Below are 21,938 nucleotides of genomic sequence, written 5' to 3'. Positions count from 1 at the left end.
GGCATGAGCCGTGGAAATCCTGAGCACGGATCAGCCGCAGGAGGCATTTGTCCAACGGGCGGGCAAGGGCCTCTCCGTCCTTGTTGACCGGCAGGGCCAATCGCTGCGTGAGACATTTCGTTCCTAAATTTCAGGTCTCGTCCTCAACGGAGGAGTTCTGCTTTCGGGTACGCGGACGTCTGGTCCGCTTGCCCAGCCGACGTCCGGCTTGCCGGGCTCGTTTCCACGTAAATGCCGTCCTTTTGGCCGACCTTGAACACGTCCTGGACTGTGACGTCTTCAACGACGGGCCAAAATTCGCGTCGAATATCGCGGCCGCGGCGATCCGGTTGTAGGTCATTAAGGTCCGAGCCTTGACTTGCAGCAAACGATCGACCCTGTGCTCCATGGACATAGTTACTGCGGGCGCGCCGCAGAAAGTGGCGAATTGACCAGGGTTCCATTCCACCTGTCATCCCTACACCTTGCCGGGCTGAAAGTTCGTAAGGGTTCGCCACGCAGCCAGTCGTCCACTTTGATCGGAGGAGCCGGGGGCCCACTACGCAACATGTTGTTCTCCATTCCCACACCTTTCCTGACGTTTATGCGCGAGCTGGTTCATCTCTCAGAAACGGAACGCACCGGTTAGGAACCATCAATGTCTTGCGTGTTCTCATGCGATCAGCCCTCACTCAGTATTGCCGATTTCAACCAGCAAACGTCGTGCCAGCGTTTTGCCCGTAGTAAATGCATGCTCTGCCTCGAAAACCTCACAAGCCCAAGACGGCGTTGGTTTTGAACCCGACATGTTTTCTTGCCGCTGTCAGCTTTTGGACACGCATCATGCGTCAGACGCTTGAGGGCGAGAACCGCTTGGCCGTTTGCCCTGCGGTAATGTTGGCGTCGGCTCATCTAGCATCATTCGGCGCCGGCGATGCGCTGGCGATCTCCACAACTGGGTCCCGTATGCAGCGCCTGGCAGCTGGCTCATGCCTAATCTTTTCTCGGGCCGACGAGGCGCAGCGCGTCGAGTCCTTGCACCAGATCCTGCGTGTGCTGTTTCGCTAGACGCTGGATGCAGCTTGCCGCATGCACCTCCCAAATCTTCGTGAGAAAAGTTGGGAAGCGTTACAGGTTCCTGTACACCACCGCAGTGCTCAGGATTTCGCGTCTGCTTCCGCTGCGAGGCGAAGCGGATGCCCGTGTCGCGACGGGTAAGCCCGACGATGCCGTTGAAAAGGTCGTGGATCTCACCCGGCCCCATGCGGAAGGTGACATCGCCCAAGACACGGGTCACGACGTAAGTCTTTTCGATTCGGTGGCTTGGACCAAATGTGGCTGGGCTTATCGCTTCTGCCCATGGGGCGCCGCATCACTGCCACCGAGGGGCGCATGCCCCGCGATGAAAGCCCGAAACCGGGATCGACAGCTTGACCGGGAACGCAACATGGCATCCGACCGTTCCAAAGGCCCCCACGCTTGCCCAGTCGTCCACCAGAGCGTGCGTGATCTGTCGCCGAGATCCAAGCTGTCTAGAAGCGCAGCCATGTGATGATAGCTTGCAGCGTATATTCAATTCACCACCCGATCGCCAAGTCGGCGGCATTGCGTTCGATCCGCGCGGCGTCGAGCGCCGACAATACGCAATGCTGTACCAAAGTACGGTTGTTTCTGCGCTGGCTCCCCTTCTCCAGCCGGGTATCGAGCGACACGATCGGCTCACGTTCGAGCGCGACCATACTAATCTGCGCCGCAGATGGCCCGTCGTCCTTAGAAGCTCGATTGGCTCGAATAGGCATTCGGCCAGCAAATTGGGGCCGGTCATACCTATAGACGAGAGGCGTTGCCCCGCCATTGGGCACTATCCAGGGCGCGCTAGGCTGACCCAGCGCCCCGAACCACATGACCTTCTCGACCGGCTGGTCAGCGCAGTGGAGCCCTCTCGGCATTTGCCGCACGAATGGCAAGCGCTGGAAAGCTGTCAATCGAGCGATCCTCCAAGGCGCGGGCCAGCGTCTCGACGATATGTTGGTTAAGGCCGGCTAGTGTTTGTGTCTATGGTCCGGTAGTGGCCTTCGGCACCCAGTGGTAGCGAGTAAAGCTTCGGGATCTGGTCGAAATTACGATAGGCTATTCTGCCTCCTCCTCGCTGAGAACAGGAATGTCTGCTCTAGCATAGAACGCCAGCAAGGGTCCGAGATCAAAGGTCGTTGCAGGCGCAAGCCTCTGGACCGACCGCGGCCATGATTCGGTTAACATGCCGCCGACGCCTCGCGCGAGCGTGCTGGCGAATCGGGGCATCAGCGGCGCGAGTGTCTGTGCCAGGATCGCAGCGGCAGTCGTCTGAAGGGCGACCGAAGTGCGGGTGCGGGCCGGATACAGACGTCGCGCCGCTTCATAGTCTTGCACCTGTCGGTAGACTACACAATCGCTCACGAAATCGCAGGCCTGCGCGGCCGCGCGCCGGACCGAGAAGTCATTGTCCGAATAGGCGCGTTCCATTGCCGCGCGATGGATCTCTATCCGAGCAAAGAAAGCGCGATCGGCGGGAGCCCAGTCGCCTGCGTCGGGCACACAGCCGCCAAAGTCCTGCTTGATTTCCCGGTGCAGCGCATCAAGCCAATTCAGCCAGGTCCCTTGGAACACCTCGTTCTCAGTGCGGCGTAGCGCGTCCAGCGTGAAGTCCGTCCGCTCACCTTCTGGGCGTGTCAGGCCCAAATGAAGACGGACGACATCGACTGTCTTTGGGCCCAGAACCTCTTTGCCCCAGACCGCATGGCCGCGGCTGGTCGCGAACTTCTGGCCGTCAAGCAGGTAGAACTCGTTCACATGATACCGGATGCGCGGCGTCCAGTGAGAGAAGACCTCAGCATAAAGCGCCGGACAAAGTAGCGCGTGGTAGAAGGAATTATCGAAGCCGAAGAAATGGACAATCTCCCAGTCATTGCTGGGCAGGGCCGCATTCCAATCTCGACCGAGCGAGCTAGCCAGCACCTGGATGTTGTAAAGAAAACCAAAAGCCATCTCTGGCCAGACCCAGGTTACCTGCCCCGGGAGCTCCTCGGCCGGTAGGCCCCAGTCCGACGGGTGAGGGGCACGGAAAAGTCGCCGCGTTGGCGCAGACGCGCGAAAAGGTCCATGATCCGAGCGGGGGCGCCTGACGCCCTTAAATGCCGGTCGATATTGTCGTAGCATCGTTCCAGCGCAAGTTCGGCACGGAGCACGGAGCCGACCGCCGGCGCCTCGGCCGATTGACGGGACCTGGCTGCACGCAAGTCGTGGCATAGATTCGGCGAGCCGCATTCCTCACAGATGTTGCCGCTCGTGGAGCCGCCGCAATCGGGGCAGAGGCCGCTTACATCCGATTCGTAAAGGTAGTCGCCTGTCACTGCATCGAAAAACGCAGGGCTCTCGCGCAGATCTACCGCCGTGCTGCTCAGAAGACTATGGAAACACGCGGCTTGAAACTCTGCATAACCGTCATCGCCCAACGTGGGTAGGAAGCTGTGGACCTCGCATTCAAGAAGTGCAAGCGTGGTGCGAATCTCGCCCGCATAGTGGCGCGCCACCTTTGCGGGCGTCGATTGATCGGCATCGGCACGCGTGGCAACGTAGCTCTGGTAATCGTCGCTTCCAGTGAGGTGATAGGCTTCGACCCCTTTCACGCGCAGGAAACGCGTGTAGACATCGGCGCCAAAATAAGGGCCAGAAAGATGCCCTAGATGCAGATCGCCATTAGGCGTCCGCGGCGTGGAGAAGACGAAGATCGGCCGGCGGGGAGCCGCGACCGGTGCAGCGGACTCGAGGGCCGCCTTGCCGTCACGCCAGTAGACATCGACGAAATTTAGGTCTTCGTGCCAATGGTTGCGGAGCACATGCGCTTCAAAAGGGTGAACAGAACGACATCGCCGGCCTCGACCGGGATTTCCCCAAGGTCGGTCCTGACCTTGCCCGCGCCAGACGGACCACGAAGGCCTCGATTTCGTCGTGCCGATGGGGCTCGCATGTGACGCCCGGCCCAACCTTTCCGAATGAAAACCCCGTGCCAGTGCTTCCCGTTCCGAGCTTGGCCATGTCGATACCGAACGCCCGCGACAGCTCCGTTCGAGAAAACGTGGATTTGCGCATGACGAACCTCAGCCGTTGAAGCAGTGGTATCTTCGGCTGCCAACACAACAGCCTCTGCTGCAAGTCGGGAAGAGAGGCGGCAGCCCGGACCCGTTGGCGGCCCCCGCGAGAATAATCCGGCTCTAGCCCACAGGCGGGCGAAGACGGGCGCGCCAGTAGGTTTTAGGCGTCAGAGAAGACCGCCCGGCGACTACCTCCATCCGACGTGCCGAAGCGTCGTAACGGGGCTGCGGCGATACTCCAGTAGCCCACAAGTCAAAACGCATGCTTCCCGCATTTTTTGAGCGGTCGATCAGTTTCGCGTGCATGCCTCGGTCTGGTTGCGTGAGCTAAATCGCGATAGAAAATTCCGTTTGGCGGCTTGAGATTGTCTAGATCGGCCACTTTGCCCTCTGGCGGATTAAGCACGCGCTTAAGCACATTATATTCAGCGCGGGTCGGTCCACCGGTTGAAGCACGCTGGAAGACCAAGTAGAGCGTCCGCCGCGAACGATTGCTTTTATTCGGCTGCGAGTAATGCGGTGCGTAATCGTCGAAGATGAAGATGTCGCCAGCCTTCCATACTACGGGTTCCCAGGAGAATGTTTCGGCGACCTCAGGATCAATCACCCCACCGGCATCCATGGGAAATATCCCCTTCTTGGTGGTTGCCGGGGCTGAAGAAAAGCCCGCCGTTGCCCGGGTCGGAGTCGTCGATGCCTATGGCAACGACCGCATCGACATCCGGTCGGGGAGTCTGTGTGGAATGTGATAAATGTCCGATGCGGGCGATAGCCGCCGCTGTCGGGATAGTGGAAAATCAGCAACTCCTTGAGCCTGCGCAAATCTTCGCAAAGCAAATCCTCGACCGCAGACTGTATGCGCTGATCTCCTAGGAGCAAATGACGCAACGGATCATGGAAGGCTAGAAGATTTTCGGTCTTGGAGATGATCTTTCGATTGTCCGTCGTTTTCTCAAACCACATGAGCCAATTATCATCGCTGACATCCCAGCCTGATACATCTTCAACAAAGCTGGAGATACGTTCCAGAGCTGCGGGATCGAAGAATCTTTCGAGCCTTACATATGCGCCTTGTGCCACTTTTCTCTTTGTGCATCAGTCAACATGCGAAAATCCTCCTGTTGGAAATACTGGTTGGTCGAACGTTCCGGTTAGGCAATCGGGCGCTGGTCAGGTTGTGGGTCGACGGAAACAGTACTCCACGGCATATGGGACGACGCTAAGTGCGTCTCGCTCTCAGGCCTCGCTGCAGTGAAGGCGAATCATTCCTTGGATGCCACCGCCAATGATCCGCAGTCGGCCGGTCATATCCCGCTGCCCATTTCTTCTGCGACGGTGTCGGACCAGCTCTCGACAGAGGTAGGGCTGATGAAGCCGGGATGCTCGGGGTTGGCGCGCGGCGCGCGTCCCAGAAGGCTGTCGAGGATGCGACGCGCTCGCCAGGCCAACAGGCTTAGATTCGGATCAGCCAGCCCACGCTGTCCTAGGCTCGCGTTCTGTACGAAGATGCGGCTGTCACGCGGTCCGTCCCAGCACACTGAAAAATCTTCGCGAATAGCCAATTCGTTGTCGATCTTTTCCAGCCGGTCCGCCATCGGTTCCAAGAAGCCTGGCTCCGCGTTCTCGTAACCGGTGGCCAGGATCACGATGTCGGCCGTGACTTCTTCGACCTCCTCCATGCCGTGCTGCAGGGTGAGTCTATGGCCCGCGCCGGCGTTGATGCAATGCGAGACAGTGCAGCCCGGCCGCAGTGTGATTTCGCATCGGTTTGGCTCTAGAAACGCGTGGCGGTATAGCGCCTGATAGATCGTGCGCAACATGCTTTCCGAAATGCCGTCCGAAGCAAGCACGAAGCGCCGCAGGAACAGCTTGCGCTGCGGCTCGCTCATTGCCGCGAAACGATTCGAAAAGCAGGGCATGAACAACTCGTTTGTGAACGGGCTGTTGTCGATGGGCAGGTAGTTTTCGCGCTGCGAGACCCAGGTTATCGAGACAGGCCGCCGTTCTTTTGGCAGACCAACAAGGTGCAACAGCACCTCGGCTCCGGACTGTCCCCCGCCGACCACGCAGACATGCTTTTTGTGCACCTCAGGATGAATATGCAGCAATTCAGATGAGTGGAACAGATTGCGTCCAGTCCAGCCCTGAAACTGCGGCGGAATATGCGCCTGCTTGCCAATGCCGACCACGACGTTTCTGGCGCCGAGAACCGCCTTATCGGTGCGCACCCGAAACTCGCCGTCAAAGCGGATTTCGCGCACCGTCTCGCCGCCGCGGACAAGCGGGTTCCTGTAGAAGGCCCAGTTCAGGTATTGCTCGAACTCAGCTCTGAGCACGGCTTCGAACTGTGCATTCAGGAAGTGGTACAGACGCCCGTTCTCATGCAGGTAGTTCACGAAAGTGTAGGCTGATCGCGGGTTCACCAGCGTGACCAAATCCTTGAAGTGGCTGACCTGGAGCTCCGAGGAATCGAATGCGCTGCCTGGGTGCCAGCGGAAGTCGACTTGCCGATCCAAGAACAGTGCCCCTTGCCCAATTTGCTCGTGCATCTGGCACGCAAGGCTCAAATTAGAAGGCCCAGCACCCACTCCAACGCAAGAGAGTTCCACTTGCCTTGCTCCTATAGGTGTTTCCCAATTAGGTGATGTTCGCGGCGAATACCGGCCATGCCCATTGGGCTTACTGTCCATGCGGGCATTCTCGACCTCGGTGCTGCTGGATTTGCTAGAGTTTGATCGCGCTTTCGTATTGTCGGGTACGAAGCCCATGGATCCCGGCCAAGTGATGAGATCGACACTCATGTCCACGACTTGTGTGCGTGGACGGGATCGACGTATCTCCGCCCGCTTCGATGATCGCATCTCAGTCACCGAGATGGTTTCCAACCTTATTCCGTGTTTTAACGGGCGAAGTCGCCCGCCTCCACCATGATGCGCCGACCTTTGGCCGACTTGGCGGTCAGCGAGGGCGCGGTCTCGAATGCGGCGACAGCATTTTTCCCTGAGCCTGCTCATAGGAGGGCATCCGCTGATGTGTTCGGAAGATCCCCTGCATCGAACGTGCCAGAAGGAAACTTTCATGAAAGCAACGGTTAGCGGGTGCGCGATCCTGTCGGGTATCCGACAATGAGGGGGAAACCTTGCGCCGGTGGCCGATTTGCCGCGTCGCCGTCCTCTTGCCAGGAGCCGGTAGCTAATAGGGCAGCTTCGCATCGGAATTTTCCCTTAGGACGGCCAGCAACCCAGGTTCATGCACTGTGGCGCGGAAAAAGGCTCTTGCCACTTCTCGCGGCGGGAATCTGAAAAGGCGCCTTCGGAAGCCGGGGGTCCCAGGAGGTCTCTCGCTCTTGCGGAAGATGGAGGCGAGATCCGGATTTTTGAGACGCAGAATCCAGCTAAAGACGGTCACACAGCTATGTCGAGGCCGTGTGCCCCATCCTGCAGCACCACGAGCCTGACGGTGCTCGCGACCAGTGAGACGCATTCGTCCGCAGCTTTGTCGAGGCTGCCTCCAGGCGGGTCGGGAAGGAGATATTCTGGGAAGGCGAAGGTGTTGACGAGTTGGGCCGCGAACGCAGGAATAACCAGGCGCTGATCTAAATAGACAAACGTTGTTTCGGGCCAATCGAGGTTGACTGCTGATCGGTGATGCCTCCAAGGCGGCCATCAGGCTCGATTGGAGGCCGACGACTACTTTCGATGAGCTCGCCTCGTAAATGATCGAGGCCGACTCCCGCGCGTACGGGATCACGCTCGCGTGACGCGAAAAACGCAATGATTTCGCCGGGCATTTGCAGTCCAAAGCAGCATTCGCCGGCCCGCCTCTCTCAGGCGGTCGGCCGGCACCCAGTCAGCAGCCGGTCGTTTGGATCGGCAAATTCACACATCCTACAGAGCAGAAAACCATCCGCCCCGTTCATGCGATCGACGATTTCGCAAAAAACTGGGCTTTTAAAGAGATCGCCGTATTCGTCGCATAGAAGGTTGCCCAGTACGTGACGCCGCTCAAAATCCATGGAGCAGAGAGTAACCTCGCCGTTTGGAAGGAGAACATTCCGATACTGTCGTTCGTCCACGCATATCAGCGCTCCGACGACTGGCTGCCGTGGTTCTACAATCTTGGGATTTACGCTTCCACCCCTGCTGCTCACCGGTCGCGCGCGAACTAGGGCTTCGGCAGGGATAATGTCGGCGATATCGGGATGGGGCTCGCCCAAAACTACGAATCGAATTGATGGGATGTCGGCGTCGACGAGTTGACCAACCAAATCGCGATACTTGTCTCCGACAAGGCGGCTATTCATGTGGGCGCCATCATCAAAAACATGAACCACGAATACCCCCAACCGCAGCGCCTGCAAGCGTTGTAGATCCCGCCCCTTCATTCCCACAAGCGTCGTGAAAATCCTGATGCCGTGGCCTTTGGCGAAAGCGTGCTCGACCATTTCGGTGCAATCCGGATTGAGCCATGGCTCAGAATACCCGGCAAAACTAATGTCGACGGAGGTTGGTACGCGCGCCAGACAGCGCTTGAAATCTCCAAGACTAAGATGCTTCGTATCAGATACTTTTCTTTGCCGGTCAGCGAACTTGTCCTGCGGACAATATGAACATCCCACGATGCATCCTGTGGTCGTCGTTATCTCCAAAACTCTGCCGGCTGGGATAGCAGAGCGCAGTTCCGGTAAAATCATTTGTTATGACTCCCACTCGTCTGGCCATTCATAACGTCCAGCATGGTGTCTTTGGCTCATGATACCGACGGTCAAGACGTTCCGAATGAACCCAGCCATCTCCGCCTGGGCAGCAGTCAACGGCCGGCTTCCTCAATCTGCCGAGCGAACTATGAACGAACTTTGGGCACATCGGCGCGGCAGGGCGGCGCAACCGCAATGTCGCGCGTCAGCCATTGCCAAAGGTGTAGCCGTGACCGTTGAGCGGGCGCGCCGCCGAGATGGCGTAGCAGACCATCAATCGTATCGCGCGTTCTCATGCGGTCAGCCCCCACTCAATATTGCCGCATCTCCAGCAAAGGCCGTGCCAGCGCGCTTAGCCGCAGCAACTGCATGAGTAGGCTTCGAGAACCTCTCGCCCAAGGCGGCCGGTGTTTGGACCAGACATGTTTTTTTGTCGCTGTCAGCTTATGGACTGGATCACTCATCGTCAGACGCTTGAGGACAGACTTGGCTGTCTCCCCTGCGGTAATGTTGGCGTCGGCTCATCATCTAGCATCATTTCGGCGCCGGCTGTGTGCGCGGAAGATCTACACGACCTGACCGCCGCGTGCAGCGATTGCCTGCCGGCTCATAGCTGATCTTTTCTCCTGAAGCCGGCGTGAGGCCCGGCCGTCGAGTGCGTGCTGCCGGATGCTGCGTATGCTGTTTCGCTAGACGGCGGATACCGCGTCACCTCCATATTTTCGCGACAGAGGTTTGGTGGCGTCGCAGGCCTTCCTGCTACATCACCGCAGTGCTCGGGAATTCGTATCTGATCCGCGTGAGGCGAAGACCTTCTCTCTCGACTGGCTCGCCGAGGCCGTCTGTCCTGCGGGGCCTCGAACGATTTCTCATTTGGCATGGCGCATGCGCATCGATCCGCAAACCCCGTCATAACGAAAAATCGGAGCTGGCCGCCACTCCACCTCCTCCTATCACGAGGGCAGACGGAAAGCAGCGCCTTCAAATGAGGAACAAAATCACTTTACCTCGGATCTTGCGTCTCGACCACAACCGTAGCCATGGAACCGCGTCCGACCATCGCCAATGATCGCGCCCCAATGCAATTGCCCGGCGCAAAATGGCTACGCGCGATTACGCCATGCATCCCTTACGAGGCTACGACAGCACCTCGGAGAGCCTCGCCGCCATCATGCAGACCGATCTAAGCCCACTTGATCCAGCACAAAGGAATTTCAAACATGCACCAAGATACCGTCCGTGGGAGAGCTTTCGCTATGCCCCTGACCAGCCCGGCCTACCCGGCCGGCCCATATCGCTTCCGAAATCGGGAGTATCTGATCATCACCTATCGCACCGATCCGCAGAAACTGCGCGACCTCGTGCCGGAGCCGCTTCGGGTGCGCGAAGCTCTCGTGAAATTCGAGTTCATTCGCATGCCGGACTCGACCGGCTTCGGCGACTATACGGAAAGCGGGCAAGTCATCCCGGTCACGTTCCGCGGACGCAAGGGCAGCTACACCCATTGCATGTTTCTCAACGACCATCCGCCGATTGCCGGCGGGCGCGAGCTGTGGGGCTTTCCCAAGAAGCTCGCAAGTCCGACTCTTCGGACCGAAACCGACACTCTGGTGGGCACGCTCGACTACGGCCCGGTCCGCGTCGCGACTGGTACCATGGGCTACAAGCACCGAGCCGCGGACCTCGCGAGCGTAAAGGCCTCGCTCGCCGAACCGAACTTCCTCCTCAAAATCATTCCGCATGTCGACGGCACGCCGCGCATCTGTGAGCTCGTGGAATATCACTTGGAGGACGTCGAGCTCAGAGGTGCGTGGACTGGTCCGGCAGCCCTGAACCTTTGGTCCCACGCCCTGGCCCCAGTCGCCGAGCTGCCGGTGCTGGAAGTCGTTTCGGCGGTTCACATCGTCGCCGATCTCACGCTCGCGCTCGGGGAGGTCGTCCACGACTACCTCGCGGAAGCCGAGCCTCACTATCGGAAAGGAAGAACCCGTGTGTTCGCAGAATGAAATTTCATCTTACAAGCACGCTAGCGGGGTTGGCCGGGTTCTCGACAAGGTGGCGATGATCACCGGAGCCGCGAGCGGCATCGGCAAAGAGATTGCGCTCATATTCGCTCGCGAGGGGGCGAGAGTGGCCATTGCGGATCGTGATCACAGCCCGGCGCAAAAGGCCGCGTCCGAGATCGATCCGATGGGCAAACGTGCGCTCGGGGTTGGCATGGATGTCAGCAACGAGGAGCAGGTGGAAAGCGGCTGACGCAGGACGGCCAACGCCCCAGGCGGCGCTGGCCGTTACCGAGGAGGTGAGCCACGGACACCTGGAGCGGCGGACGGCGCGTGTCGTGCGTGCGCCAGGACTTGGCCGCAAGCACGGCTTTGCCGGCCTCGCGGCCATCGGCGAAGTCAAGCGCACGCATGTGGTCGACCGCAAACGGCAGGAAGAGCGCTGCCTCTATGTGCTCTCGCCGATGTCCGCCAACGACCTGCTCGCCGTCGTGCGCCGTCATTGGGGCTGTCGAGAATGGCCTGCGCTGGCAGCTCGACATGATCTTCCGCGAGGACGACTACCGGACCAGAAAGGGTCACGGCCCCGAAAACCTCGCTCTGCTTCGGCGCTTCTGCCTCAATACCTTTCGAGCCGACAGCAAAAAGGACACCATGCGCGGCAAAATGATGCGTGCAGGCTGGAACGATGCTTATCTCTACTCATGACTCAAGTGCGATAGCCCGGGCCGCAAGGGGGGAGATTGGCCGTCATCGCTGCTTTCGCCAATCTCCAAGGCTAGAAGTTTGGAGCCGCCAGTGAAGCTGCCATCTCCCCCCCGGGGGAGATGGCCGGCAGGACAGAGGGGGCTGTCCCGCCAGCCTCAGATCACATTCAACTCCCTGAAAGCCCGCCCCTCGGCAACGCGCTCATACCCAAACGCCGAGCAGTCCACCGTGCCGTAGCCGCCATGCACGATCAGCTCGGCCAGCGCCTTGCCGACCGCCGGCGCCTGCTGCAGGCCGTGGCCGGAAAAACCGTTGGCGAAGAGAAAATTCTGCACCTGCGGATGCGGGCCGATCACCGCGTTCTGGTCGAGCGTGTTGTAATCGTAATGGCCGGCCCAGGCGCGCGTCGGCTTGATCGCCTCGAAGGCGGGAATGCGGGTCGCCAGCACCGGCCAGATCACCTCTTCGAACAGCGGCCAGTCGGGCTCGAAATCGTTGGGGTCGGCGGGGCCGTCGCCCTCTTCGGGTTCGGCCCCGCCGGTGATGTAGACCGAGCCTTCGGGTCGGACATAGATGCCTGAGGGATCGACCAGCATCGGCATGTCGTCATGTTTCTCGCGCGCCTCGAAGATGAAGACATTGCGCTTGCGCGGCTCCACCGGCAGCGCCAGTCCGGCCATTGCCGAAACCTTACCGGCATTCGGCCCGGCGGCGTTGACGACGATGCCGGCGTCGAGCCACTCGCCATTGTCGAGGCTGACGCCGGTGACGCGGTCGCCCTGCCGCTCGATGCCGATCACATCGGCGGAGATGAAATCGATCTTTTTCTCGCGCAGCGCCTTGCGGAACAGCATCAGCATGGCATGCGCGTCGAACCAGCCCTCGCCGCTGCGGCCATAGGCGCCGGCGGTGATGCCCTCGGCCGACAGCCACGGAAACCGGCGGACGAGCGCCTCCGCATCCTCAAGCACGATGTCGGCGCCCTCGGCCATCTGCGTCTGGTGGTTGGCCTTGAGGATCGGCAGCCCGTTCTCGCCGGCAAGGATGAGATAGCCGCCTTCGCGAAAGCCGATATCGGCGTCGGCCCCGAACTCTTCCGTAAGCCGCCGGAACAGTTTCAGCGTGAACTGCGACAGCCGGATGTTTTCCGGAATCGAAAACTGCAGGCGGATCGAAGCGCAGGACAGCGTCGTCGCCGCATGGGCGAACTGCGGGTCGCGCTCGACCAGCGCGATCGAGCCCGAAAACCCTTCCGCGCGCAGATAATAGGCGATCGAGGAGCCGACGATGGCTCCGCCGATGATGACGATGTCGTAGCGCACTTTCTTTTCGCCTTTCCGGTTAGAACCGCCCGTGTCGATCATGCAGCCGGCAGGATGATCTCGAAGCGCGTGCCGCGCTCGGAGTCAACCAGGCGAATCGTGCCATCATGCGCTTTCGGCAGTGCCAGCACGATGCCGAGGCCCATTCCGGTGCCGCCTGAATCGCGGCGCGTGGTGAAGAATGGCTCGAAGATGCGCGCCCGGTTGCTGGGCGAAATGCCGGCTGCCATCGTCGCTCACCAGGACAATGGCCTTGCCGTCCGCGGTCGCGACTGCGAGGAAGGCAAAAGCCTGTCCTCGTTGGGCTCAAGGTCGGCGACATCGACAGCGGGCGCCAAACCCACGCCAAGGGCGAGAAGGACGCGTGTGATGCTGTCGCGCAGCTTTTCCGGATGTTAGGGCGGCTTCTAGCGGCCGCCTCCACCACAGGTTTTGGCTTTTTCAAACTGGCGCGGCTCGTTCTTCGAGGGGCTAGCATGGGATGACATCTCACAAATGCGTTCGAAAACTCCCATGCATGAAGCGTGCCGGAAAAGAAGTCTGCCCAAGCAATGAGTTCTCGAATTCCAGCTCGTCCGGAACTCGACATTGTCGGATAATCGACGATGCGGGCAGATGGATGCTCGCGGCAGTGACCCTTCCACACCGCAGGCCGGGCAGGGTCAGGTCTGGCATCCACGGGCTGGCCCTTCGCGGCAGCATGGTAGGCCAGATAGTTTCACTGCGTCGAAATACAGTCGGCCACGTGTTTGGCATCATGTCAGACGCCCCAGAAGAAGCTGGACCCTCTTTGCGACTGCCAAGGTAAACCCAGGAAATTGAGCCGGGCTCGCTCGAGACGCCACGGTGGTGCCTTGGCCGGCCCTTCTCGTCGAAGGCGTCGACCTTCAGCCAGCTGTAGTCGACAGCAAACCTGTCGCCCAGACGATCGCCGCTATCCCGGCCTCGGCCAGGTCGAGCTCGCGGATCGGATTGGTCACGCATTCCGGATCCTAGTCGATGCAACGGTCCGCGGGCTCTTCCGAGAGGTCGAGACGGCTGCGAGCGACATAGGCGTCGGCTTCATCCAGCAGCGACATCAAGCTTGCGTCGCCGCGGGCAATGTTGTTCGCCAGATCGGGCGCGAAGCTCATCACGCCGTCCTGGTACTTGCTTGTCATACCGAGGAGCGTAAGCCCCTGCGCGGCCAGACGACCGAAGTCGATCGTCTCGCGCGCGCCGCTCACCGCAACCGTGACGTGTTCGGTGCCGGGTCTCGGGGTCTCGGCGTCCCACTTGCCGAGGGCGCCCAGCCACCATTAGAAGTCGCGCCCGCAATAGGCCCGCGGCGGGCGATCGTGACGGGGATCTGGAAAGGTCGGGTCGCGGCGATGATGCTGTTGGCTTCGATCACGCCGTCCGGCGTCTCGACGCGGAATCCGGGCCGCCCGACATTTCTTCGCCCGAGCTTGACCTCCACGCCGCAGCGGATCGCGCATTGATTTGCTTTGCATAAGCGACAAAATAGTCGGCGACCTCCTCCTTTGGAGGCAAAGTCATCGGGACCGGTCCCCGGAAACTCCATGTCCGGGAACCGGTCATGCCAGGCCCGGCCATTGGCAACGAGGGAGGTCCCACCGCTCCAAGCGTCCAGCGTTCGGCAATCCGGCCGCGTTCAAGAATTAGATGAGGCACCCCGCACTTGCTCAGGTGCTCGCTCATAGCCACTCCCCCTTGGCCGCCGCCAACGACAAGCGTGTCCACCTTAGAGACGTCGACACGGCCGCACAGCAGCTGGCGCACACACGACCGCGAATTGATCCTATCCCGATGCTCACAAATTGCTCTGGGAACGAGATGCTTGCGCGGACAGCGCGTCTGGAAGGGGCAGCCGCTCGGCGGATCCATCGCCGAGGAAATGTCGCTTTCGAGCACAATGTGTTTCTAGACGACACAGGTGTCGGCGATCGGGATGGCCGATAAAAGTGCATCGGTATAGGGGTGGTAGGGCGGCGACAATATCTGGTCTGTTGTGCCCTGCTCGACGATGTGGCCGAGATACGTGACCACCCCACGGTCGGCGGTTTGGCATCTCGAATGTTCAGATGATTGGCCACCCAGTGGGGCCGCCGCAGTGCCATGCGCACTGCTCGGCGGAAAGGCGAAATGCACTGGGAACATTCATTGTGCAAATGAGAGCATAATGGCAATCGATTAGAGCGATGACTCGACGAGCGATATATGGAGGCGCTTCGTCGCGTGGTGGGCTGCATCTGTGAGAATTGAAATCAAAAAACTCATCGTACAGCTGAAACGGTTTCTTAGCGGTCAACCAGCTTCCGAAGCCTTCGGCAACGAGCGTCACGATGTTAGCTTAGGTTCTAGTGGCATCGACCGGATCGCCGATTGCGGAGGCGACGACCAATCTTTGACCCGGGAAAGCGATCACGGATCCTGCGGCGAGAAGGCATGGGACGAACTCTCCGGTGACAATGGCCGCGACGAACCGCGCATTTTCGGGAGGGACAATGACAAGCTCTGCGGATCCGGCGCAGACGTTCTCTACGCTGGAAGCAGCAAGGATTATCTGACAGCGGGCGTTGACTCACGGCTCCAGGATCGGATGAGCGGCTTCGACCCGAGGTTCGGGTGGAAGCCGCACATCATCGCTCTCGTCGATATCGAACGAGATACCTTCATCTTTCATACGGTGGGGTTCTACAGAGACGGTTTTGACCCGAACTCCGTTGACAACGCCAGCGTAGTGTCCGGCTATCCGGCGAGCTGGTTTTACAACGGCAAGCCACGTAGGGCCTTTGCCTCGGGCGCGCCGGACAGCGGCGCACCCCTGCGCACCCCAACCATGCCGGCCGTGGCCGGAGACCAGACGCGTTTGCCCTCCAGCGAGATCATTATCTTTCCCTTTAAACGAGCGTGATTCCGAAGCGTGGCAATCGGTCTCGACCATTAGACGAGCTCATCAAAGTCGTCTTCGGCTTCCAACCGTGCTTGGTGGCCGCCTTAGCAGCCCTCGCCAATCGGCAGGTCCACCTCGGCCTGGACCGAAATAGCCGCTTCTATCCGGATCAGCGCCTGTTTACTCCGGCGTTCGCGGCCTACCTCGTCAACGCCTTCCCCTTCCAGACGATCCCCCTGCCAACACGCCTGAAGTCAGCCTCGACAAAGCTGCGGACCGAATGCGTCCCGCGGTCGCGAGCACAATCGTCAGCTCGTGGTGCTGCAGGATGCGCCAGGAAAGCGAGCGGTCAAATTGAGTGGTGTACCCTGGGCATCAGAACTGGGAGGACTCCGTTCCACTTTCCGCCTTGCGCATGACTGGAGAGATTTCCGGTGGGCGTCGCCTCCTGAGCAAAGCTTTTTCATGTTCGTTACTCTCCGTAAACTCGATTGTTTCGATGGAGCGCATCTACGATATGAATCCACGCATCACCGTAGAGCTTCGAACAGCATCGGTGCGGCTCCGCAACCAGTCAGCGAGCCAAAAACAGCGGCAATGTCGGCTTCTCAAAGATCCATCTCGTCACGCCGCCAAAGAGCCGCTCACGCAGCCGACGGCTGCCATAAGCGCCCATGACTATCATGTCGGCAGACGTCTCGATTGCGTGCTGCGCAAGCACCGTGGCCGCCGGTTTGCCGGCACTTGGCAACAGGTCAACCGACACCCGAGCACCGTGCCGAGTGAGATAGGCAGCGATGTCGGCTCCAGGCTCCGCGCCGTTCCCGTTATAGTTCGCCTTCGGATCGACCAGGGCAACACGAACTTCCTCAGCAGCGCATAAGACACCCAGCGCTTCCCGAACCGCACGGGACGCCTCGACTCGCGAATCCCAACCGACCAGGACGCGCCGTGGCCACAAGGTCGCCTCAGTGCCCTTCGGCACAACGAGCACCGGCCTTCCCGTATCGAACAAGCAGCCGTTGACAACAGGAGGTCCGAGATTCTCGTCATTGAGGAGACACGGTCCGATGATCGTGAGGTCGGCGCAGAGCGCCCGCTTTCGTGCCACTTCGCCGAGGCTTGCCGGATCGCAATAGTCGGTATCAACGTCATAGGCGAGCGACATAGCTCTCAGCAGTCTCTGGATATCTTTGGAGCGTCTTTCCATTCTGGCCACGTCCTGTGTAAATCGGTCGATTTGTCGAAACCGGTCATTCAATCTGGCAATTGCCTGTCCACGTCCTCCAGGCCACTCGGGGACACCATCTCCGATCGACGGATACGACATAAGGAGCATCGGAGGCGGTATAACCAGTACGGAAAGGTGCGCGCCGACTTCGGCACACAAGCCGGCGGCAGTTCTGACGTCCTGATCGGAATTGTCAGCGCCGGTCGCACAGAGTACGCTTTTAAAAGCCATTTGCCTGCTTCTCCTGAGTATTCGTTTAGGGCGTTTCAGGCCGCAGGACCGGCTCACCGCGCGCGGGAGGGGAGTGGCACCACACCCAGCACTTAATTCAATCGTCCGGCTTCTCGAGCGAATAGCCAGCCGACCTGACGGTGCGAATGACGCTGCCGGGCGAAGCCGTTTTCAGGGCTTTTCTGATGCGACTGATATGCACATCGACGGTGCGTGCACCGACATGGATGTTGGGCGGCCAGGCCGCGCCGATAAGTTCGTCCCGGCTGAAGACCTTCCCGGGAGCTTCAATCATAAGCCGCAGCACGTTGAACTCGATGGGTCCGAGGTGGATGTCGTGGCCGTTACCGCGAACCCGGTGGGCGTCGAGCTTTATCTCGAGGCCGCCACAGGAGAGCCAACCGCCATTTTCAAGACCATTTGCACCCCGCTTGGTCAGCGCCAGCCTCGCGCGTAGACAGTCGAGCAGCTTGGCCGGGGCGATCGGCCGCACAAAGCTCTCGTCAATGCCAGCCTTCAGGAGATCGAGGTGCTGGTTCGCCGCGCCCGGCGCGATCAGGGCAATGATGGGCAGGTCGGCGGTCCGCGGCTCCCCCTTGAGCCGGGCGCAGATTGCAGACCCGGTTATGCTCGCTGGCCCGCAGTCCAGCACCACAGCCTTGAAGTCCCGCTGGTCGGCCAATGCAAATGCATCCTTCACGCAGCCTGCCGGCTCACTGGCGAATCCGTCCGCCTCCAGAACGTGGCTATACATCAGATAGAACTCCGCATCGTCCGAACAGATCAGCACCAGCGGCTTCATCGGCACTATCCCAAGAGCCCCATCGGCCCGGACCGGGTCGGCGGCGTAAGGTGGCCATCGACGCCTGCTTCCATCACGCGCGTGCTACCTCGGGATAGGTTTCGATGGCTGCGATTGCGTCGCCGACCAGTTTCGTGCCGGCCTCGGCGAGCTTGCGGAGGGTCTCGAAGCCGAACCGATGCACGTCGCGCACGGTCTTGGACAGAACGACCAGACGCCCGGCGGTGAAAAGCACGCGCCCGAAGCCCTCATGGCTCATTTCGATCATCGGCGATGCCATCACGCCGGAGCGCTCTTCGATCGCAAGGGCGACGGCAGTGTAAAATTTGTCGAGCCTCCACAGCACGTCCGGATCGGGATCGCCGATTATTGGAATCGTACGGCGCTGTTCCTTGCTGACGATGAAGTCGGCCAGCAACTCGGCGTCCGCTTTGCCGTCCCATGACCCGTGGGAATCTTGAGCACGGATCAACCGCACGAGGCATTTGACGAACGGGCTGGCAAGGGCCGCCTCGTCCTCGTTGACAGCAGGGCTAACCGCGACTTCAAACATTTCGCTCTTCCTCGTTTCAGTCCTCGTCCTCGAAGGACGGTTTCTCTCCGGCGACACCAGCTTCGGCCAGCACCTTGCGCAGCCAGGGCGGAGGACATGTCCTCAGCATCGTCTGCGTGCGCAACAGCACCTCTTGGATGGGTTGTGGCTGCGGCACCTTGATTGGATGGATTTTTGCCGAGACAAGCTTGGCTGCCGAAGGTCCGCCGATCGCCAGACAAAACAGGAGGTGGCAGCCCTTCAGCGCTTCCACCTTCGGTGCGATGCGGTCATCCCCCTCGGTCCGATGTTTCCCCCTTTCGTCGGAGACGTCGTCGAAGGCAAGGGCTTCCAGGAGGTTCCATTCCTCGCGCGTCACATCGTAGATGACAAAGCGCTTGGCGGACCCGAAATGTGCATTGAGCTCCTTCATGTCCTGGGTTGCGATTGCCACGCGCAAAGCACCTGCTTGTCGTTCACGCATCGGACCTTGAACCTCGTCAGTGACGAGTGAGAGGCGACGAACGGGGCCCACCTGGCGTTTCCCGCTTGCGGAATGGATCAAGTTCCTCAGGCGTCGGCGCATGCCGGTCGGCTTGGAACATGTTGGCAACCTCGAAAACCAGATCACGGGTCCCTTGATAGAGGATTGAGAGCTTGTGCTGGCTGCCGAGCCGGTCGAACACGGGGAAGCCGACGCGCATGAGCGGAATGCCAAGGCGCTGCGACGCCTGGCGTCCATGTGAATGGGTGACCAGAAGATCAGCGCCGCCGGCAAGCGTTTCCAAATCGCCGAGATCGCCGATCTGAATCGACTCCGCCGGTACCTTTTCCAGAATTTCCGACATATCGGTCGTCGTGACCGCCGCCGCGATTTTGGAGCCCATGCCCGTGAAGAAGGTTGCGAATTGATAGAGTTGGTCTGGTTCAGCAGCGATAGCAATTTTCTTGCCTCCGAAATGGAAATGTCCGTCGAGCAACGCATCCTGCAATTGCGCCCGCCGACGGCACACGCCTGCCGGCACAGGCTCGCCAGAAATCGTGGACAGCAGGGAAACGAACTGATCGGCGCGCTTCAATCCGGTCAGCGACTCGAACAGCACGTAAGGGACGCCGCTCACCTTGTGCAGCACCTCGGCCGGCCGGCGCATATGCTCGCCGATGGCGATGCAGTGCTCGGCCGCGCCGAACTCACGGATGTCCTCGACGCTCGTACCGCCATAGGTGGTCGGAACCCAGTGGTCTGGTACAGTACCGTCAAGCGAGCCTGAGAGGTCCGGCAAAATCACCGGCTGCAGCCCAAAGCTTTCAACCATCTCGCGCAAATGCTCGATGTCAGCCACAGTGAGGTTCCAGCCGGGCAGGATTGCGATCTTCTTTGACTGGCGCGCCCGCTCGCCAGGCCGCGTAATGCCTTCAATCATCGCGGTGACAGCCTTGGCCCAGCCCTCTTCGAGGGCGCCGCTGAAATCCGGCGTGTTGGCCAGCACGATCTCCGTACCCGCGAGTTCTTCCGCCCGTTTCAGCCTGATGTCGGCGATGTCGCCTGCGGAATCTTCGCCACGGGTTTCCACCAGCGCCGTCGTGCAGACCCCGATCAGCTTTGGCTTCGTGCGAGTCTTGAGATTGAGGATCGCCTCTTCCAGATTGTCCGACCCGCCGAGGATGGTTGTCACTTCATCCATGGCGGTGGTCTGTAGGGGAATCGTTTCCTTGAAATGCCGCACGAAGAGCACGAGCGCGAAGCTGGTGCAGCCCTGGGTGCCGTGGAACAGCGGCACTGCGCCGTCGATCCCTAGAAAGGCCAAGGCAGCACCCAGCGGCTGTGACGATTTCAGCGGATTGACCGAAGCTGATTTGGTCTGGGAAAGGATGCGGGTCATCGGATTTCCTCAACACCAGCCGAAATAGTCCGCGTCGTGCCGGCGAATTCCTGGACAGCGCGCACCGTCGCCGTGTCATTTTTGGTGCTCGGCTGTTCGTCCTTCACACCAGGCTGGCACTCCCACGGGGCCCGCTCGCGCACCTGGCACCAGATCGGGTTGTGAATGGCGAGGTCGATCTGGCGTACGAGTTCCACCATGCCGTCGTAACCGGCGTAAGGGTGTTGGCGCTCCTGGTTGACGTCGAGCCAGGGCGTCTTGGCCTTGAGCGCGACGAATTGCGTGCGCCCACCCGACAGCATGATATCGGCCTTGCCTTCTGAGAGCATGGCGTAAAGGTCGCGCGCTGCCATCTGCTCGAACATGTGGTTGTCGTCCTTTAGGATCTGTTTGATGCGCTCCTTGTCTTCGACCGTGGATTTCTTGACCGAGGTGCCGACGATCTCCATGCCGATCTCCATCAGCGCATGGACGACTGACCAGGACTTCACACCACCCGTGTTGAGCAGCACGCGCTTGCCTTGCAGCCCCCGCCGGTAGGCCTCGAGCTTCTCCCATGCAATCGCCTCCTGCTCAGCGATCAGCGTCTCTGTGCGGTCGAGGATCTCCCGATCGGCGCCCTTCCTCACCAGCAGCTCAGCAATTTTGCGGAGGGCTTCCGAGGTGTCCGAGATCCCGTAGAAGGAGCCCTCGAAGAAAGGGATGTCCCAGCGCTCGTCCATCTTGCGGGCTAGATTGATGAGGGCCGTCGAGCACACCACCATAGCCGCCCGGGCGCGGTGCGCAGAGGCAATGTCGAGATAGTGCGCGTCGCCCGGAATGCAGGCGCGAACCCGGATCCCGAGCCGATCGAGGAGCGGCTTTATCAGCCAGAATTCGCCGGAAAGGTTGAATTCACCAAGGATGTTGATGTCGTACGGCCCGGCGTCGTCGGGTTCCACCGTGCCGATGACATGGTCGAGCAACGCCTCGGCGGCGAGCTTGTTGCCGAGGTTCTTGGAGCCGGCCAGGCCCGGCGCGTTGACGGGGACCACGGCCAAGCCGAATTTTTCGGCGGCGCGTTTGCAGACGGCCTCGATATCATCGCCGATGAGCGCCGTCACGCAGGTCGAATAGACAAAGACTGCCGGCGGCGCATACGCTTCCTTGATTTCGCGGATCGCCTTGAAGAGCTTCCGCTCGCCCTGCCCCATCACCACATCGAGTTCGGTAAGGTCGGTCGTGAAGCTTGTGCGCCACAAGGTTGGCCCAGACGAAGCTGCACCGCGGTTGTCCCAGGAATTGCCCTCGCAGGCGAGCGGCGCATGGACTAGGTGCGCAACGTCAGTGATCGGCTGCAGGACGATCTTGGCCCCGTCAAAGGCGCAACCGCCCGCTGCCGCTCCTGGCGTCAGCGGGCTTGTGCAGCCCTGCTTGCGTGCCTTGGCATCCTTGCCGCGGTTCTTGTCGCAGGCGGGCTCGTCGAAAACGTCCTGGATCTTGGCACTGAGCGAGGTCATCGCGTCAGTCCCCAAAGCCAATTCGG

At 60.3% G+C, this 21,938-nt stretch carries 16 protein-coding genes and 4 pseudogenes; 4 read left to right on the top strand and 16 right to left on the bottom strand.

The window, feature by feature from the left end; all coding sequences use genetic code 11:
• Nucleotides 1–1,556: 1,556 nt before the first annotated feature.
• The 6 genes and pseudogenes from AC0L3O_RS27545 to AC0L3O_RS27520 all read right to left on the bottom strand — a co-directional run bounded on the left by AC0L3O_RS27545 (nucleotide 1,557) and on the right by AC0L3O_RS27520 (nucleotide 8,802).
• Nucleotides 1,557–1,718 (bottom strand): hypothetical protein, encoded by a 162-nt coding sequence (locus AC0L3O_RS27545; protein ID WP_473617167.1) that lies wholly within the window; start codon nucleotides 1,716–1,718, stop codon nucleotides 1,557–1,559.
• A 391-nt stretch (nucleotides 1,719–2,109) separates the two neighbouring features.
• Nucleotides 2,110–3,003, bottom strand: coding sequence for a class I tRNA ligase family protein (locus AC0L3O_RS27540; RefSeq protein ID WP_473617165.1), 894 nt, complete (start codon nucleotides 3,001–3,003; stop codon nucleotides 2,110–2,112).
• A gap of 17 nt (nucleotides 3,004–3,020) precedes the next feature.
• Nucleotides 3,021–3,854 carry a class I tRNA ligase family protein gene (locus tag AC0L3O_RS27535; protein ID WP_473617164.1) on the bottom strand — a complete coding sequence of 278 codons (834 nt, stop codon included), beginning with the start codon at nucleotides 3,852–3,854 and terminating at the stop codon, nucleotides 3,021–3,023.
• 508 nt (nucleotides 3,855–4,362) lie between these two features.
• Nucleotides 4,363–5,215, bottom strand: a pseudogene (locus tag AC0L3O_RS27530) (phytanoyl-CoA dioxygenase family protein).
• 198 nt (nucleotides 5,216–5,413) lie between these two features.
• Entirely contained in the window at nucleotides 5,414–6,718 is a 1,305-nt protein-coding gene (locus AC0L3O_RS27525) for a lysine N(6)-hydroxylase/L-ornithine N(5)-oxygenase family protein (RefSeq protein WP_473617227.1), read from the bottom strand.
• A 1,217-nt stretch (nucleotides 6,719–7,935) separates the two neighbouring features.
• A complete protein-coding gene (locus tag AC0L3O_RS27520) occupies nucleotides 7,936–8,802 on the bottom strand; it encodes a radical SAM/SPASM domain-containing protein (protein ID WP_473617163.1) in 867 nt (288 codons plus the stop codon).
• Nucleotides 8,803–10,025: 1,223 nt separating this feature from the next.
• On the opposite strand from AC0L3O_RS27520, the gene AC0L3O_RS27515 reads away from it, so the two are divergent.
• The 3 genes from AC0L3O_RS27515 to AC0L3O_RS27505 all read left to right on the top strand — a co-directional run bounded on the left by AC0L3O_RS27515 (nucleotide 10,026) and on the right by AC0L3O_RS27505 (nucleotide 11,516).
• Nucleotides 10,026–10,811, top strand: a complete 786-nt coding sequence (locus AC0L3O_RS27515; RefSeq protein ID WP_473617226.1) for an acetoacetate decarboxylase — start codon at nucleotides 10,026–10,028, stop codon at nucleotides 10,809–10,811.
• A 55-nt stretch (nucleotides 10,812–10,866) separates the two neighbouring features.
• Nucleotides 10,867–11,061, top strand: a complete 195-nt coding sequence (locus tag AC0L3O_RS27510) for an SDR family NAD(P)-dependent oxidoreductase (RefSeq protein WP_473524434.1) — start codon at nucleotides 10,867–10,869, stop codon at nucleotides 11,059–11,061.
• Nucleotides 11,062–11,348: 287 nt separating this feature from the next.
• Entirely contained in the window at nucleotides 11,349–11,516 is a 168-nt protein-coding gene (locus AC0L3O_RS27505) for a transposase (protein WP_473617161.1), read from the top strand.
• A gap of 155 nt (nucleotides 11,517–11,671) precedes the next feature.
• On the opposite strand, the gene AC0L3O_RS27500 is transcribed toward AC0L3O_RS27505, so the two are convergent.
• From AC0L3O_RS27500 to AC0L3O_RS27485, 4 genes and pseudogenes are all read right to left on the bottom strand, one after another.
• Nucleotides 11,672–12,838, bottom strand: coding sequence for an NAD(P)/FAD-dependent oxidoreductase (locus tag AC0L3O_RS27500; RefSeq protein WP_473617160.1), 1,167 nt, complete (start codon nucleotides 12,836–12,838; stop codon nucleotides 11,672–11,674).
• A 38-nt stretch (nucleotides 12,839–12,876) separates the two neighbouring features.
• Nucleotides 12,877–13,108: pseudogene (locus AC0L3O_RS27495) on the bottom strand (ATP-binding protein); the annotation flags it as partial.
• A 448-nt stretch (nucleotides 13,109–13,556) separates the two neighbouring features.
• Nucleotides 13,557–14,539: pseudogene (locus AC0L3O_RS27490) on the bottom strand (NAD(P)/FAD-dependent oxidoreductase).
• A gap of 111 nt (nucleotides 14,540–14,650) precedes the next feature.
• Nucleotides 14,651–14,899, bottom strand: a pseudogene (locus AC0L3O_RS27485) (oligopeptide/dipeptide ABC transporter ATP-binding protein); the annotation flags it as partial.
• A 193-nt stretch (nucleotides 14,900–15,092) separates the two neighbouring features.
• Between AC0L3O_RS27485 and AC0L3O_RS27480 the strand changes: the two are divergent.
• A complete protein-coding gene (locus AC0L3O_RS27480; protein WP_473617158.1) occupies nucleotides 15,093–15,755 on the top strand; it encodes a hypothetical protein in 663 nt (220 codons plus the stop codon).
• A gap of 553 nt (nucleotides 15,756–16,308) precedes the next feature.
• Here the strand turns inward: AC0L3O_RS27480 and AC0L3O_RS27475 are convergent.
• The 6 genes from AC0L3O_RS27475 to nifE all read right to left on the bottom strand — a co-directional run bounded on the left by AC0L3O_RS27475 (nucleotide 16,309) and on the right by nifE (nucleotide 21,912).
• Nucleotides 16,309–17,196, bottom strand: a complete 888-nt coding sequence (locus tag AC0L3O_RS27475) for a universal stress protein (RefSeq protein ID WP_473617157.1) — start codon at nucleotides 17,194–17,196, stop codon at nucleotides 16,309–16,311.
• A 97-nt stretch (nucleotides 17,197–17,293) separates the two neighbouring features.
• Complete coding sequence (locus AC0L3O_RS27470; RefSeq protein WP_473535558.1) at nucleotides 17,294–17,998, bottom strand: response regulator transcription factor; 705 nt, start codon at nucleotides 17,996–17,998, stop codon at nucleotides 17,294–17,296.
• A 73-nt stretch (nucleotides 17,999–18,071) separates the two neighbouring features.
• Complete coding sequence (locus AC0L3O_RS27465) at nucleotides 18,072–18,551, bottom strand: NifX-associated nitrogen fixation protein (RefSeq protein ID WP_473617156.1); 480 nt, start codon at nucleotides 18,549–18,551, stop codon at nucleotides 18,072–18,074.
• Nucleotides 18,552–18,567: 16 nt separating this feature from the next.
• Nucleotides 18,568–19,065, bottom strand: coding sequence for a nitrogen fixation protein NifX (gene nifX, locus AC0L3O_RS27460; RefSeq protein ID WP_163603092.1), 498 nt, complete (start codon nucleotides 19,063–19,065; stop codon nucleotides 18,568–18,570).
• On the bottom strand, nucleotides 19,031–20,413 hold the full coding sequence (nifN, locus tag AC0L3O_RS27455) for a nitrogenase iron-molybdenum cofactor biosynthesis protein NifN (RefSeq protein ID WP_473617155.1): 1,383 nt from the start codon (nucleotides 20,411–20,413) through the stop codon (nucleotides 19,031–19,033). Before nifN ends, nifX begins: the two co-directional genes overlap by 35 nt.
• The gene (nifE, locus tag AC0L3O_RS27450) at nucleotides 20,410–21,912 is read right to left on the bottom strand and encodes a nitrogenase iron-molybdenum cofactor biosynthesis protein NifE (RefSeq protein ID WP_473617154.1); all 1,503 of its coding nucleotides are present in this window, start codon (nucleotides 21,910–21,912) and stop codon (nucleotides 20,410–20,412) included. Before nifE ends, nifN begins: the two co-directional genes overlap by 4 nt.
• Nucleotides 21,913–21,938 lie beyond the last annotated feature (26 nt).

It is taken from the genome of Mesorhizobium sp. WSM4810 (genome assembly GCF_055811235.1).
The sequence above is the reverse complement of the archived record's forward strand: the minus strand, read 5'-3'. Positions and strand labels throughout refer to the sequence as shown.